Raw genomic sequence first — 13,954 nt, 5'->3', positions numbered from 1 at the left:
TGCAGGCAGGTGACTAAAATGTTATCGGTACAACGTTTATATCATGCATACCTTGATGAAATGAACTTAATTACAATCCTTATCCCAAAAGAGATGCAGGCCTCAGACAATAAGACATTTTTTCTTCTGGACGGCGAAACCCGGCTGAAGCTTCAATGCGAGCGGCAGCAGGATATAGAAAACAGAGTTAAATATCAATGCAGACTGGATTCATCCATAAAGCCTTTTGGAAAATTGTTTGAAGTATGTGATGAACAGGATAATAAAACAGATCTGCAAATAGGTGCAGTTATTCGGACGGCTGCTTTTGATGAACATTTTTATTATAACGGTGATGACCTTGGAGTGCGTTTCAGCAAAGATTCTGTCACACTGAAACTTTGGGCTCCTACAGCGACGGATGTTCAGGTGAAATTGCTGTTTCCAAGCGAACAGCGCGAGGAAACTCTTCCGCTGAAGCGCGAGGACAAGGGCGTTTGGACGATCGAACTGAAAGGCAATTTTGACAGTGTTTTCTACACGTATCTTGTGTGTGTGAATTTAATCTGGAATGAAGCGGTTGATCCCTATGCAAAAGCGGTATCCATGAATGGCGTTTACGGGGTCATCGCAGATTTTGACCGGACAGCGGTTGAGAAATATACACCCGCCCCGCTTGGCCAATTAACAGATGCCATTATTTATGAAGCGCATATACGTGATTTTACTATCCACCCAAACAGCGGAAACAGCCATAAAGGAAAATATGCAGCATTCACAGAAGCTGATACAAAAACTCGAATGGGAATGACTTCAGGCATTTCTTATTTGAAGGAACTTGGCATAACTCATTTGGAATTGCTCCCTTTCAATGATTTCGAAGGAGTTAATGAGCAGAATGTTTTGGAGCATTATAATTGGGGCTACAACCCCATCCATTTTAATGCGCCTGAAGGCAGCTACTCATCTGATCCGGAAGATCCTTATTCAAGAATCAGGGAGTTGAAGACGGCCATTCAATCTATCCATGCAAATGGTATACGAGTCATAATGGATGTGGTTTACAATCATGTTTACATCAGGGAAAACTCATCATTTGAGAAGATTGTACCGGGATATTATTTTCGGCATGACCATAATGGACTCCCTTCCAACGGAACTGGAGTAGGCAATGATTTTGCGTCAGAAATGAAAATGGCCGGAAAGTTTATTGTGGATTCTATCACTTTTTGGCTGAAGGAATACGATGTAGACGGTTTTCGCTTTGATTTAATGGGGATTTTGGATATTGATACTATGAACATGGTGAACGAAGTTTGTAAGCGGTTAAAGCCTGATATTCTTATTTTAGGAGAGGGCTGGGATTTGCTTACCCCGCTTGCATTTGAAAAAAAAGCGATTATTGCAAATGCCGCAAAAATGCCTGGTATCGCATTTTTTAACGATCAGTTCAGAGACAACATTAAAGGAAGCACTTTTGAAGTGCTGGACAGGGGATTCATTCTGGGCCATACTGGAAATCCGGAAATGCTGGCAAAAATCATGAGCGGTTCGATTGCCCATTTTCAGACTCCCGCTCAATCAATCAATTATGTAGAATCACATGATAACCATACACTATGGGATAAAATGAATTTGTGTCTTCCGAATGATCCGATTGAAGATAAACGGCTGAGGCAGAAGCTTGCTGCGGGCATGGTCATTCTTGCACAGGGCATTCCATTTCTTCATAGCGGCCAAGAGTTTTACCGCACAAAGCAGGGTGTGGAAAACAGCTATAACTCGCCTGACAAGATCAATCAGCTGGACTGGAATGAAAGAGAGCATCACTCAGAAGATATCAAATACATTCAGCACCTTATTTCTCTGCGAAAATCTCATGGTGCATTCAGATTTAATTCCTCAGAGGAAATAAGCAGGCATTACCAGATTTTTATGAATGAGGATGGCATTTACGCATACTGCTTAAACGATGTAGGTTCATATGGGCCATGGAGCAGAATTGCGGTCATTCATTGCTGCCATAAAAATGGAAAGGTTATTTCTTTGCCAGGCGGATGTCAATGGGAGCTTGCTTCAGGTCCATATATCAATCAGATTGAAGGAAACTCAGCCAAGCTTGTAAGTGAATCATTTGAGGTGAAAGAGATAGGGACTTTTGTCTTATTCCAAAAGTAGGTTTTCGGTTTTTCTTGACTAAAATTGCTTAGAAACGATAAAATTTAAAAGGATAGCTATCGGTACCTGATTCTTTATCTTTGATTAGCTGTCTTTTTTAATTGACTTAATGAAAAATAGAAGGTGAAGCAAACAGGCTGTAAACTGCCGTTTGCTTTCCCTATTCCAAACTTATAAATGAAATGTTGGGTTGAAATTGAAGGTGAACTGGTTGGAACAACTACTAGGAAGCGAGTGGGAGCTATCTCCTGCTGGCGGAGCAACAGGCGATGCATATTTTGCACAGCGAGAAGGGCAAAAATTGTTCTTAAAACGAAATAGTTCTCCATTCTTGGCCGTTCTGTCTGCTGAAGGAATTGTTCCTAAGCTGGTATGGACAAAAAGGCTGGAAAATGGCGATGTGATAACAGCACAGCATTGGCTAAGCGGCCGTGAACTGAAGCCAAACGATATGAATGGCGAAAATGTTGCGGAACTGCTGCATAAAATCCATCATTCTAAAGAGCTGCTGGATATGCTGAAACGTCTGGGAAAGCAACCGCTTACTCCTTCAATTATTTTAGAGGATTTAAAGCAAACGGTTGAGTTTGAAAACTTTTATCTCCCAGAAGTCATACAGGCGCTTCATTATCTTGAGTCCAATCTCCCTTATGTGGACTGCGAAGATAAAGTGGTCTGTCATTGTGATGTGAATCATAATAATTGGCTGCTGTCCAACGATGAACAGCTATATCTGATTGACTGGGACGGGGCTTTAATTGCTGACCCTGCAATCGATATCGGCATGCTTTTATACTGGTACATAGACGAAAAAGACTGGGAAAGCTGGCTGTCCACTTATGGCCTCAAAATGACCGATCAGCTTCGTGCAAGAATGTACTGGTATGTGCTTGCGCAAACGATTACCTATACCTTATGGTATCGGGCGAAACACAACGAAAAGGAAACAAATGAGTGGCATAACTACCTTCGGCAAATGATTTCCAAGTTAAATTAAGAAAATGAATCAATATCATCAATCCATTGTGTAAGAACATTTTGCTGAGATGTTATATAGGAATTCAGTTCTGAAGAATTTTTTCCGTCCTGACTGTACGAATAAATATTTTGCAGGATGTTTTTTAAATCCTGATGAATGTTTGAATTCACCATCAGAGATTTGATGACACGCTCCAGCTGTTCACATTCTGCAACTGTTCCGCAGCAGTCACTTTGATGTTCAGTCAATATATCCTTTAATAATTCAACTTGATGCTGATATCCTAGCGGCACGGCAAACACTCCTTTACAGATTCTTGTCTTAATTTGTGCAGGAAGCAGCCATTTCATTCTTCGTAAAAAAAGACCAGTTCCAGTGGGGCCTGGTCTTTTTTTCGCATAGATTGTTGTTTTTCATAATAAAGTTGTCCGTTTCTTGCAGCGAGAGGAACTTGCTTTCCGCGGGGAGCATGGGAGGCTCCTCGGCTTTGCCTCTGGGGTCTCTCATTTTGCTCTATTTCCCGCAGGAGAAAGTTCCTTCCGCTTCAATCCACTCATGTTTTTAACATTTCGTGTAATAGCAACAATATTTAGGAAAAGAGCCTTTTACGAAGAGAAATAAACTTGAATTCAGTCTGACATTGAAGTGATTCAAAGCTATGGAAACCGATTTAAATCCTGATTTATACTGACAGAAACTTGATTTTCACTGATAGAACTTTGATTCATTCCGATAGAAGCCTGATAGACAATCATAAACCTTCAAGAAAATACGACATTTTTACATGGAATTCCTCTTGCACACCCTTCTAATTCATGATATCTTTTATGGCGACATTAAATCGATAGAGGTGTGCTTCATGCGATTGCGTAATAAGCCCTGGGCCAATGATTTCATTGCCGGGCATTCAAATATTGTGATACAAAATCCTAAAGAGTATAAAGGAAAATGGAATGAACTCTTTGGGAATAATAATCCGATTCATATTGAGGTTGGGACAGGAAAAGGGCAATTTGTGGTTGGAATGGCTGGCGCTAATCCAAACATTAATTATATTGGCATAGAATTGTCTGAAAGTGTCATTGTTGGGGCTCTTCAAAGAGCTGTGGACGCAGAACGAACAAACATTCTGCTCCTAAATGAGAATGCAGAAGATCTGACTGACATTTTTGCCAAAGATGAAATTGAGAGAGTGTATTTGAATTTCTCTGATCCGTGGCCGAAAACGAGACATGAAAAACGCAGATTAACTTTTAAAACATTTCTTAAAAGGTATGAAGATATCTTGGTTGATGAAGGTGAAATTCACTTTAAAACAGATAATCAGGGGCTGTTCGAGTATTCGCTTCAAAGCTTCTCATCCTATGGACTGCTTTTAACTTACGTAAGCCTGGATTTGCACAAAAGCGAATATGAAGGCAACATCATGACAGAATATGAAGAGAAATTTTCACAAAAAGGGCAAAGAATCTATCGCTCTGAAGTGAAATTTTTAAAAAAGTAACCCATGTCCACGGACGCGGGTTTTTTTGTTATGATTGAATTGGAGGGGATAATATGGAAACTTTAAAAATAGGTCAAACAACGTTAACATGGCTTGACGGCGGGGTAACTTATCTTGATGGAGGCGCAATGTTCGGGGTCGTTCCTAAACCGCTATGGTCAAAAAAATATCCTGTTAATGAACTGAATCAGATTGAGCTTCGCACGGATCCAATCCTTGTTCAAAAAGAGGGCATCAATTTGCTGATTGACAGCGGTATTGGTTCAGGAAGACTTACCGATAAGCAAAAGCGGAATTTTGGTGTAACGGCTGAATCAAATGTAATCGCTTCATTAAATGAGATGGGATTGAACGCTGAAGATATTGATTATGTTCTTATGACGCATTTGCATTTCGATCACGTTTCCGGTCTGACCAAGCTCGTAAATGATGAACTTGTATCCGTATTTCCATGTGCAAAAATTATCACGTCTTCTACCGAATGGAATGAAATGAGAGAGCCTAATATCAGGTCCGCTAATACATACTGGAAGGAAAATTGGCTTGCCATCGAAAAACAGGTCGTTCCTTTTGAAGAGAAAACAGAACCGGTGCCGGGCATAGAAATCATTCACACGGGTGGCCACAGTGATGGTCACAGTATAATCAAAATAGAGGATAATGGAGAAATACTTCTCCATATGGCAGATCTCATGCCTACACATGCCCACACCAATCCTTTATGGGTGCTGGCATACGATGACTATCCAATGAACTCGATTCAGCAGAAGCAAAAATGGCTGGGGTATGCGGTCGAAAAACAGACTTGGCTGTCTTTTTATCATGACGCCTTTTACCGCGCAATCAAATTCAATGAAAAAAGAGAAATGATCGATAAAGTTGAGAGAATTCGACCAGAATAAAAAAATGGCATGGAGAGCAGTGTCTCCATGCCATTATGCATTTTTTAATCAAGTTTTTTTCTTTATCTTTAAGCAATTTGTTCTACGTGAAGGATATTTCCGCTTTTTGCATCCACAAAAGCTTCGTATTGTTCGAGCTCCGAGTCAGCTGTTCTGGTAATGCCTGCTTTATAAATACTGTACGTCTCACCAGAATCGATATAGGACTCGCGGACTGTATAGATCCATGATCCATTGATTGGCCCCTTTTCCTTAAATGCATTTTTCACAACTGCAAGAGCTTTTTCAGAAGAAATATATGCCGGCTTTAATTGATCCTTGAATATGTATGCAGCAGCCAGGCCTATTCCAATACCAATGAATGCTTTTCTGCAATTCATCACGATCTCCTCCATCCTTTACACTTTGATTTAAGTATACCGAAGATCTGCATGGTTGTTAAGTGAATTGAGCTTAAGGCTGAATCTAAAGATGGACGGTTAAATAAAGCTGCCATTCAGCTGGAAAATCAGAATGAAAGATACAGTTTTCAGCTAATTTAATGGAGAATCAACATATGGAAATGAAACAAAGAAGGCCAATTTTCACAGAATTTTTATCTTCTTTCAGTTTCTATGAGGTGCTGTGCTTTTCTTTAGTAGCACGAAACGATAACTTTCTGTAAAATAAAAGAATACATACGTAAAGGGGATATGATGGATGAACCAAGAGACGTTAGAGCTTTTTAAAACATTAACGGAACTTCCGGGTGCACCGGGAAATGAGCATGCGGTGCGTAAATTCATGCGTTCTGAGCTCAGCAAGTACTCAGATGAGATAGTTCAAGACCGTTTAGGAAGTATTTTCGGAGTGAAGCGCGGTCATTCAGAAGGTCCCAAGATTATGGTTGCAGGGCACATGGATGAAGTTGGGTTCATGGTAACGGGTGTCACGAAAAACGGAATGGTAAGATTTCAGACGCTAGGCGGCTGGTGGAGTCAGGTGCTGCTTGCACAGCGCGTTGAGATCATAACAGATCAAGGACCAATTCCCGGCGTCATCGGATCGATTCCTCCCCATTTATTAAGTGAGGATCAGCGCAACAAACCAATGCAGATAAAAAATATGCTAATTGATATTGGAGCAGATTCAGAAGAAAATGCAGCAGAGCTTGGAATTAAGCCAGGTCAGCAAATTCTTCCTGTTTGTCCTTTTACTCCAATGGCAAACCCTAAAAAGATTATGGCTAAGGCCTGGGATAACCGCTATGGCTGCGGATTGTCCATTGAGCTGTTAAAAGAGCTGAAGAACGAAACGCTTCCAAACACTCTTTATTCAGGAGCAACTGTACAGGAAGAGGTAGGGCTTAGAGGAGCACAAACTGCTGCCAATATGATTCAGCCTGATTTGTTCTTTGCTCTTGATGCGAGCCCTGCAAATGATATGAGCGGAGCAAAGCATGAATTTGGCCAGCTTGGCAAAGGCGCGCTGCTCCGCATTTTAGACCGGACAATGGTGACACATAGAGGAATGCGGGAATTTGTTTTAGACACAGCAGAATCGGGCAATATCCCATATCAGTATTTCGTGTCGCAAGGCGGAACAGATGCAGGACGTGTTCATACTTCAAATGACGGTGTTCCTTCAGCAGTTATTGGCATCTGCTCGCGTTATATTCATACGGCAGCTTCAATTGTCCATATTGACGATTATGCTGCAGCAAAAGAATTAATCGTCACTCTTGTAAAAGCTTGTGATCAAACGACATTAGATACAATTAAGCAAAATTCATAAAGGAAAGAAGAGGAAATCACTGCTGTGGTTTCCCTTTTTTAAAGATAAGGAGTATAAAATTTTGCCTATAGATGTATAAGGAGAAACAATGATGAAAACAGCAATTGGAACTTTAAACCCTGCAAAAGTAAATGCGGTAAAAGCAGCTCTATCTAATTATGAGCATATTACATTCCAAAGCTTAAAAGTCCCATCCGGAGTATCTGATCAGCCGTTTTCAGATGAAGAAACCATACAGGGGGCCATTAACAGGGCGGACAAAGCGAGAGAGATGGAGCTTGCTGATCTTGGCATAGGTCTTGAAGGGGGCATAATTGAAACCAGTCAAGGTTTTTATTTATGCAACTGGGGTGCTTTAACAGGAGCTGGCTTTGCGCCAATAATTGCAGGCGGCGCGAGGATCATACTCCCCGATGATATTGGCAGGAAAGTGAAATCGGGTGTTGAGCTTGGCATCGTTATGGATGAATATGCGAATCAATTTAATGTAAGTCAGAATGAAGGAGCCATTGGAATTTTCACAAATGGCATGGTGAACCGGACAGAAATGTTTACTCATATTTCAAAACTCTTATTCGGACAATATTTTTACATGCAAAATAAGAGCGGCGGCAAATAAAGCCGCTGCTCTTATTCAAACAGATAGGATAAGACTGCAATTGCCTGATCAATTGTTTCTACCGTGACATCGGCTTTAGAAGAAAGCTCTTTGAGGGGGTGGTGCAGATTCTCAGGCCGAATGATAATTAACGGTTTTTTGTTCGACAATGCACTGCTTGCATCCATTGCAGTATTCCACTGTTTATATTTTTCTCCAAATAAAGCAATCACAATATCTGCTTTCTCCATCAAAATTTTCGATCTGAAATTATTAATTCTTGATGCAGCTTCGTCTCTGAAAATAGCATTGGGTTGGGTGCCCAGTATTTCTTCTCCAATCAGATCAGATCTATCATGGTTTTCCATTGGTCCTGTAAAAATGATTGGGAGATTCACCGTCTTCTCTTTAACTTCATTTCTCCAATTACTATGTATTTCTCCAGCTAAGTAAACATACAGCTTCATTCCAAAAGTACACCTCTTTTTTAAAAATTTATTTACCCTTTTTTTCTTTTCATAAAACAAAGCTCTCTTGTCAATTCTAAAATGAAAGGGTTATTATAGAAAAGGGTCCTATTTTCCTATTGAATAAGGAGGGTTTTTCTTGAAGAAAATTCTAGCAGGCATCATCTTTGCTTCTCTTTTTTCCTTATTAGCCTGTTCAATGAATGAAGAAGAAATGCAAACTGCAACGATAGATCAGACAAAAAAGACTTTTACAAGCAAGCCGGCTGCTGCCAATGAAGAAAGCGGCACTTTTCACTATCATTTGCCTGAAGGCTATAAAGTTGAATCTGCCAAAAATAATAATTTGATTTTCAAACGTGATGATGACCAATATATTTTATTTGTTAATGATAAAGAAAAAGAGGACAGTACCGTTTTTTACGATTCTCTGCTTGAGCAATACAAAGATCCAATAGTAGAAGAAACCTTTAAGGATAATGGAAGATTCGGATACGTTCTCGTCGATAAACTGGAAGACGATGAGTATGAGGTTTCTGCCGGAATAGGCGGAGTTAAAATGACAACGCAAACAAACGGACGCAATGTTGCAGATACAGCTGAACAAATGATGGGAATTGTGTCTTCTGTTACCTATTAAAAAAAGAGAAGTCTCCTTTGGACTCAAAGGGGCTTTTTCTTTTATACAGGCAAAACTATTGGTAACCAAGTGCTTCTTTTGGTATGATGCGAATGGATGAATGCACGAATTGGAAACGATATTACTGGAGGTTTTAACATGGAAAAATTACAATCAATGGCTCAATATAACGAATTAATTCAAAAAGAAAATGTGATTCTTATGTTTTCAGCTGACTGGTGCCCCGATTGCCGTTTTATTGACCCGTTTTTGCCGGAGCTTCAGGCTGCAAATGACAAATTCACTTTTTATTATGTAGACAGGGATCAGTTTATTGATCTTTGCGCTGAATTAAATGTATTTGGCATTCCGAGTTTTGTCGGATTCAGCAAAGGACAGGAAACAGGCCGTTATGTGAACAAGGACCGTAAAACGAAAGAGCAGATTCAGGAATTTATAGACGGATTATCTTCATAAAACAGTTTCGGCAGGGAGCGGAATGAAACATGAAAATGACTTCAAGAAAAATGGCAGAGACAATCAAAGAGCGTCTAAAACATAAAGATTGGACAAGCCATTTTGATCGAGAAAAGGATCAATTGCGTGTCGAAGATGATACGACTAAAAAAGGAATGACGATATCTCTTCCCGGCATTATAGCTAAATGGGAAGAGAATAAAGACGCGGCTGTTGATGAATTAATTTATTACATCGAAGAAGCATTGACAGTTATGAATGTTGAACAGGAACTGACAGGTAAAGAAAAAGGGATTTTCCCTGTTATCAGATCAACGTCCTTTCCTGTAGAATCCTCTGACGGCGTTCAGCTGATTCATGAAGAACATACAGCTGAAACGAGAATCTATTATGCGCTGGACCTTGGAAATTCCTATCGTTTGATAGATGTGAAAATGATGGAAAGAGAGAACTGGACGTTCAGCAAAATGAAAGAAATGGCAAGGTTCAATCTCAGGTCGCTGCAGACCAGTGTAAAAGAAGATCATGTTGCAGGAAATGTCTTCTACTTTTTAAATGCGAATGATGGCTATGATGCGAGCCGTCTGCTTAATGATACCATCCTTGATTCGTTCCAAGAAAAAATGGAGGGAGCGATGGCCATTGCAGTGCCGCATCAGGATGTTCTGATAATTGCGGACATCAGAAATGATACAGGTTATGATATTTTAGGCCAGATGGCTATGAGCTTTTTTGCAAGCGGAAGGGTGCCTATTACAGCACTGTCTTTTCTATATGAAAACCGCGAGCTGGAGCCAATCTTTATTCTTGCAAAGAACCGGGCAAAAAAGGAAGAGGAAGGTAAATAATAATGCGCGTATTTTATAACAAAGAAGGTGTAGGGGATACCCTGCTGATTTCAATGACTAAAGTGTCAGAAGAAAATAGAGCATTTGAAAAGAAGGGAGATGCAGTCCGGATATTCAACAATGTTTCAGGAGAAACGGCCGGATACAACCTCTTCAATGCATCTACTTATTTTGTAATCGAGAGCAGCGGCGGCGTTGTTGAATTGACTGAGAATCTGCTAAATGATTTGAATGCCAGCCTGCATCAAAATGGCTTTGAGGAACAGCTGCATGCTGATCTTTCCCCGAAATTTGTAGTTGGTTTGGTTGAAACAAAAGAAAAACATCCAAACGCCGATAAATTGAGCGTATGCCAAGTTAACACCGGCAGTGAAAAACTTCAAATTGTGTGCGGTGCACCCAATGTCGACAGCGGACAAAAGGTTGTCGTGGCTAAAGTTGGAGCAATCATGCCAAGCGGTCTCGTGATTAAGGATGCTGAGCTCAGAGGCGTTCCTTCAAGCGGAATGATCTGCTCTGCAAAGGAATTAGATCTGCCGGATGCACCACAGGAAAAAGGGATATTAGTTTTAGACGATCATTATGAAATCGGGGCCGATTTTTTAAAAAAATGACGGACTCCCATAAACCCATTTTCTTAAGCGAATACTCTATTTAAAAGTTAAAAAGTCACTAGGGAATTTTCTAGTGGCTTTTTTCATCTTTAAAAGATAGGATTAACTGTTACAATAGTAAATAAGACGAAACCTTTGAAAGAGTGGTTTTTATGAGTTGGTTTTCAAAAATGATCAATTATTTTGCCGGTGAAACAGAGACAGACAAGCACCTGGAAAAAACATCAGCTGAAAAAAGGCAAATTCCAGAACAACAGCAGCAGCCTGTACATAGAGCACCTGTACCGCCAAAAACGCAGCCTTCAAATGTGAAAAATGTAGAAACAAAAGTAGCCTATCAATATCCTAAAGGCAATTTTAAATTTCCGATGATTCCTGATCATCAAAAAAACCGTTCAGAACCGAGAAGGAAAAGTCCGGAAAGTGCAAAGACTGAAAGGACGAAGCCTCAGAATGTAAGCAGCACAGGGCGTACTCCGGGTAAATCAGCCAGAATGAAGACAAAATCAGATTCAAAGAGGCCATTTCACCCAACTGAAATTCCTTCGCCAATTTACGGCTTCAGGCCAAGAGATAACCAAGAGCCCCTGGAGTATCGAATCAGTCCAAGAAATGAAGCCAATCAAAGCGGCGGCGAGCCGGTTTCAAGTTTATTTAAAAGCTTTCAGCAGGCAGCGCAATCTACTGAATCCGTTATGTCAAAATTAAATGAACATAAACGGTCCGAGCTTTTGAAAAGAGAAGCTGCGAGGATGAGAGAGCGTGAAGCAGCGGAAATTCCTGTACCGCCCGTGCGTGAAATTCCGAGAAAAGATGAGCAGGTGATTTTAAGTACAGAAGCAGCGGAGCCTGTACCTGAAATGATTCCAGAAATCAGCGTTCCGTATGAAGGACTGAATAAAGATACCCAGCTTCTTTCTTTTGCATCTGAGGACGATCAAGAAGAAATAAGCATTCTTTCATCATTTCAAACCTATAAAAAAGAAGTACAGTCTCTTCCGTATGAAAATAGAGAAATAGCGGCAGCTTCTGATGAAACCGAATTGGTCCTGACAGAACAAGTTCAGCCGCCAATTGTAAAGACAGAAGAGGAACCCTTCGAGAGTATTATTGGAACCGAAGAAAAGCAAACCCAGACCGAATGGATGCCAGTTGATGAGCCGGAAGGAACTCCAGAAGCCGCCATTATAACGGAAAGAATTAATGAGCTAAGCTTTCAGACGGACGCTATTGAAGAGATAAATGATGATAAAGAAGAGGAAAAAGAGTTAGTTGATGAACCAGAGAAAAATGCAGCTGAATTAACGCACGAACAGCCTTCAGAAGCAGGGAAAGAAAATGATTCACGCAGATCAACCGTTCCCTTTAATGTCATGATGTTTGGAAGAGATAAACAAAAAATTCAAAAGTCCGAGAAATCTTCAAATTCTGGATCATCCTATCTTTTCCCCTCATTGCAGCTTTTGAACATTCCGCCTAAGGAATATGTGGATGATGTGGATTGGCTGCGGGAACAAACAGAATTGCTGAATGTGACCCTTGAGAATTTCAATGTGAAAGCAAGAGTTGTTCATGTCACACAGGGTCCAGCGGTTACCCGTCTTGAAGTCCAGCCTGAACCTGGAGTGAAAGTAAATAAGATTACCAATTTAACAGATGATATCAAACTTAGCTTATCAGCTAAAGATATTCGCATAGAAGCTCCTATTCCGGGTAAAAACAGAATTGGAATAGAAGTGCCGAACAGGCACAGCAAGATGGTCTATTTGCGCGAAATTCTAAGAAGCGCGGAGTTCAGAAATAATCCGTCTCCGCTGACAGCGGCACTGGGCCTTGATATTTCTGGACAGGCTGTTGTGACAGATCTGAAAAAAATGCCGCATGGATTAATTGCCGGAGCAACGGGTTCAGGCAAAAGCGTGTGTATCAATACCATCTTAGTAAGTTTGCTTTACAAAGCTTCGCCTCATGAAGTGAAGCTGCTTCTGATTGATCCTAAAATGGTCGAGCTTGCCCCGTATCACAATGTTCCCCATCTTGTCAGTCCGGTCATTACGGATGTAAAAGCGGCAACTGGAGCATTGAAATGGGCTGTGGAAGAAATGGAAAGACGGTATGAGCTATTTGCACATGCAGGAGCAAGGGACATTTCCCGGTATAATGAGCTTGTTGCCAAACATAACAGCGGTGAGCACATGCCGTATCTGGTCATTGTCATTGATGAGCTTGCTGATTTAATGATGGCAGCTCCTGCTGACGTAGAAGAAGCAATCTGCCGAATTGCTCAAAAGGCAAGAGCGTGCGGAATACATTTAATTGTTGCTACACAAAGACCATCCGTTGATGTCATCACTGGATTAATCAAGTCGAATATTCCGACCAGAATTGCTTTTTCTGTTTCATCTCAAGTTGACTCCCGGACAATTATCGACTCAGCCGGAGCAGAAAAATTGCTCGGTAAAGGAGATATGCTCTTTTTAGAAAATGGCACATCCAAAGCTGTCCGCATTCAGGGGAACTTTGTATCTGACGAAGAAATTGAACGTGTCGTCAGCCATGCGAAAAAACAGATGAAGCCGGTCTTTTTATTTGAACAGGAAGAGCTGATGAAGAAGTCCAGCATAGGAAGCGAAGAAGATGAACTGCTGCTTGAAGCATGTGAATATGTGGTAGATCAGGGAGGAGCTTCTACATCGAGCCTGCAAAGAAGATTCAGAATCGGATACAACCGTGCAGCAAGGCTTATGGATATGATGGAAAAGCAGGGAATTATTTCTGAAGCAAGAGGAAGTAAACCCCGTGAAGTCCTGATTTCAGAGCAGGACCTTGAAACCATTCAAGAAAGCGGAATGTAAGGGAGAGCTTGGTTTGCCATTATCATATAAATACAAAAGGTGTATTTTATGGTAAATCTTCTTCGAAATAGAAATTTTTATATTAAGAAGTTATTATCACCAGGAATAGGGAAAACTGTTTTTAAACAGTTTCCCCTATTTTCCGCGTAAATGAAGACAGA

At 40.7% G+C, this 13,954-nt stretch carries 14 protein-coding genes; 11 read left to right on the top strand and 3 right to left on the bottom strand.

Annotation, left to right across the window (positions count from 1 at the left end):
* The first annotated feature begins 18 nt into the window (after positions 1–18).
* A complete protein-coding gene (pulA, locus tag AC3ISE_RS17345) occupies positions 19–2,157 on the top strand; it encodes a type I pullulanase (RefSeq protein WP_489221936.1) in 2,139 nt (712 codons plus the stop codon).
* Between the two features lie 190 nt (positions 2,158–2,347).
* Positions 2,348–3,154 (top strand): phosphotransferase, encoded by an 807-nt coding sequence (locus AC3ISE_RS17340; protein ID WP_489221935.1) that lies wholly within the window; start codon positions 2,348–2,350, stop codon positions 3,152–3,154.
* Here the strand turns inward: AC3ISE_RS17340 and AC3ISE_RS17335 are convergent.
* Positions 3,151–3,429: a YtzH-like family protein gene (locus AC3ISE_RS17335; protein WP_489221934.1), complete on the bottom strand. Its 279-nt coding sequence runs from the start codon at positions 3,427–3,429 to the stop codon at positions 3,151–3,153. The genes AC3ISE_RS17340 and AC3ISE_RS17335 overlap by 4 nt on opposite strands.
* Positions 3,430–3,995: 566 nt before the next feature.
* On the opposite strand from AC3ISE_RS17335, the gene trmB reads away from it, so the two are divergent.
* Together trmB and AC3ISE_RS17325 are read left to right on the top strand one after the other, a co-directional pair.
* Positions 3,996–4,640 carry a tRNA (guanosine(46)-N7)-methyltransferase TrmB gene (gene trmB / locus AC3ISE_RS17330; protein WP_489221933.1) on the top strand — a complete coding sequence of 215 codons (645 nt, stop codon included), beginning with the start codon at positions 3,996–3,998 and terminating at the stop codon, positions 4,638–4,640.
* A 53-nt stretch (positions 4,641–4,693) separates the two neighbouring features.
* The gene (locus AC3ISE_RS17325; protein WP_489221932.1) at positions 4,694–5,542 is read left to right on the top strand and encodes a YtnP family quorum-quenching lactonase; all 849 of its coding nucleotides are present in this window, start codon (positions 4,694–4,696) and stop codon (positions 5,540–5,542) included.
* 68 nt (positions 5,543–5,610) lie between these two features.
* On the opposite strand, the gene AC3ISE_RS17320 is transcribed toward AC3ISE_RS17325, so the two are convergent.
* Positions 5,611–5,922: a PepSY domain-containing protein gene (locus AC3ISE_RS17320; RefSeq protein WP_489221931.1), complete on the bottom strand. Its 312-nt coding sequence runs from the start codon at positions 5,920–5,922 to the stop codon at positions 5,611–5,613.
* Between the two features lie 319 nt (positions 5,923–6,241).
* Between AC3ISE_RS17320 and AC3ISE_RS17315 the strand changes: the two genes are divergently transcribed.
* Together AC3ISE_RS17315 and AC3ISE_RS17310 are read left to right on the top strand one after the other, a co-directional pair.
* Complete coding sequence (locus AC3ISE_RS17315; protein ID WP_489221930.1) at positions 6,242–7,315, top strand: M42 family metallopeptidase; 1,074 nt, start codon at positions 6,242–6,244, stop codon at positions 7,313–7,315.
* A gap of 91 nt (positions 7,316–7,406) precedes the next feature.
* The gene (locus AC3ISE_RS17310) at positions 7,407–7,934 is read left to right on the top strand and encodes a DUF84 family protein (RefSeq protein WP_489224369.1); all 528 of its coding nucleotides are present in this window, start codon (positions 7,407–7,409) and stop codon (positions 7,932–7,934) included.
* Positions 7,935–7,945: 11 nt separating this feature from the next.
* On the opposite strand, the gene AC3ISE_RS17305 is transcribed toward AC3ISE_RS17310, so the two are convergent.
* A complete protein-coding gene (locus tag AC3ISE_RS17305) occupies positions 7,946–8,380 on the bottom strand; it encodes a YtoQ family protein (protein WP_489221929.1) in 435 nt (144 codons plus the stop codon).
* A gap of 139 nt (positions 8,381–8,519) precedes the next feature.
* On the opposite strand from AC3ISE_RS17305, the gene AC3ISE_RS17300 reads away from it, so the two are divergent.
* The 5 genes from AC3ISE_RS17300 (at position 8,520) to AC3ISE_RS17280 (ending at position 13,793) form a co-directional block, all read left to right on the top strand.
* Positions 8,520–9,020, top strand: a complete 501-nt coding sequence (locus tag AC3ISE_RS17300; RefSeq protein WP_489221928.1) for a hypothetical protein — start codon at positions 8,520–8,522, stop codon at positions 9,018–9,020.
* A gap of 138 nt (positions 9,021–9,158) precedes the next feature.
* Positions 9,159–9,476, top strand: coding sequence for a thioredoxin family protein (locus AC3ISE_RS17295; RefSeq protein ID WP_489221927.1), 318 nt, complete (start codon positions 9,159–9,161; stop codon positions 9,474–9,476).
* Between the two features lie 29 nt (positions 9,477–9,505).
* Complete coding sequence (locus AC3ISE_RS17290; RefSeq protein WP_489221926.1) at positions 9,506–10,324, top strand: DUF1444 domain-containing protein; 819 nt, start codon at positions 9,506–9,508, stop codon at positions 10,322–10,324.
* Positions 10,325–10,326: 2 nt separating this feature from the next.
* Positions 10,327–10,938, top strand: a complete 612-nt coding sequence (gene ytpR, locus AC3ISE_RS17285) for a YtpR family tRNA-binding protein (RefSeq protein WP_489221925.1) — start codon at positions 10,327–10,329, stop codon at positions 10,936–10,938.
* Between the two features lie 152 nt (positions 10,939–11,090).
* Positions 11,091–13,793: a DNA translocase FtsK gene (locus AC3ISE_RS17280; protein WP_489221924.1), complete on the top strand. Its 2,703-nt coding sequence runs from the start codon at positions 11,091–11,093 to the stop codon at positions 13,791–13,793.
* The last annotated feature ends 161 nt before the right edge of the window (positions 13,794–13,954 follow it).

This window comes from Metabacillus sp. KH_069, assembly GCF_057838075.1.
This window is presented reverse-complemented; position numbering and strand designations above follow the sequence as displayed.

Bases quoted from the DNA above. Each gene is read 5' to 3' on its own strand.
- ytpR (WP_489221925.1), top strand. From the start codon at position 10,327: ATGCGCGTATTTTATAACAAAGAAGGTGTAGGGGATACCCTGCTGATT.
- AC3ISE_RS17305 (WP_489221929.1), bottom strand. From the start codon at position 8,380: ATGAAGCTGTATGTTTACTTAGCTGGAGAAATACATAGTAATTGGAGA.
- AC3ISE_RS17310 (WP_489224369.1), top strand. From the start codon at position 7,407: ATGAAAACAGCAATTGGAACTTTAAACCCTGCAAAAGTAAATGCGGTA.
- AC3ISE_RS17295 (WP_489221927.1), top strand. From the start codon at position 9,159: ATGGAAAAATTACAATCAATGGCTCAATATAACGAATTAATTCAAAAA.
- AC3ISE_RS17315 (WP_489221930.1), top strand. From the start codon at position 6,242: ATGAACCAAGAGACGTTAGAGCTTTTTAAAACATTAACGGAACTTCCG.
- trmB (WP_489221933.1), top strand. From the start codon at position 3,996: ATGCGATTGCGTAATAAGCCCTGGGCCAATGATTTCATTGCCGGGCAT.
- AC3ISE_RS17325 (WP_489221932.1), top strand. From the start codon at position 4,694: ATGGAAACTTTAAAAATAGGTCAAACAACGTTAACATGGCTTGACGGC.
- pulA (WP_489221936.1), top strand. From the start codon at position 19: ATGTTATCGGTACAACGTTTATATCATGCATACCTTGATGAAATGAAC.
- AC3ISE_RS17290 (WP_489221926.1), top strand. From the start codon at position 9,506: ATGAAAATGACTTCAAGAAAAATGGCAGAGACAATCAAAGAGCGTCTA.
- AC3ISE_RS17320 (WP_489221931.1), bottom strand. From the start codon at position 5,922: ATGAATTGCAGAAAAGCATTCATTGGTATTGGAATAGGCCTGGCTGCT.
- AC3ISE_RS17280 (WP_489221924.1), top strand. From the start codon at position 11,091: ATGAGTTGGTTTTCAAAAATGATCAATTATTTTGCCGGTGAAACAGAG.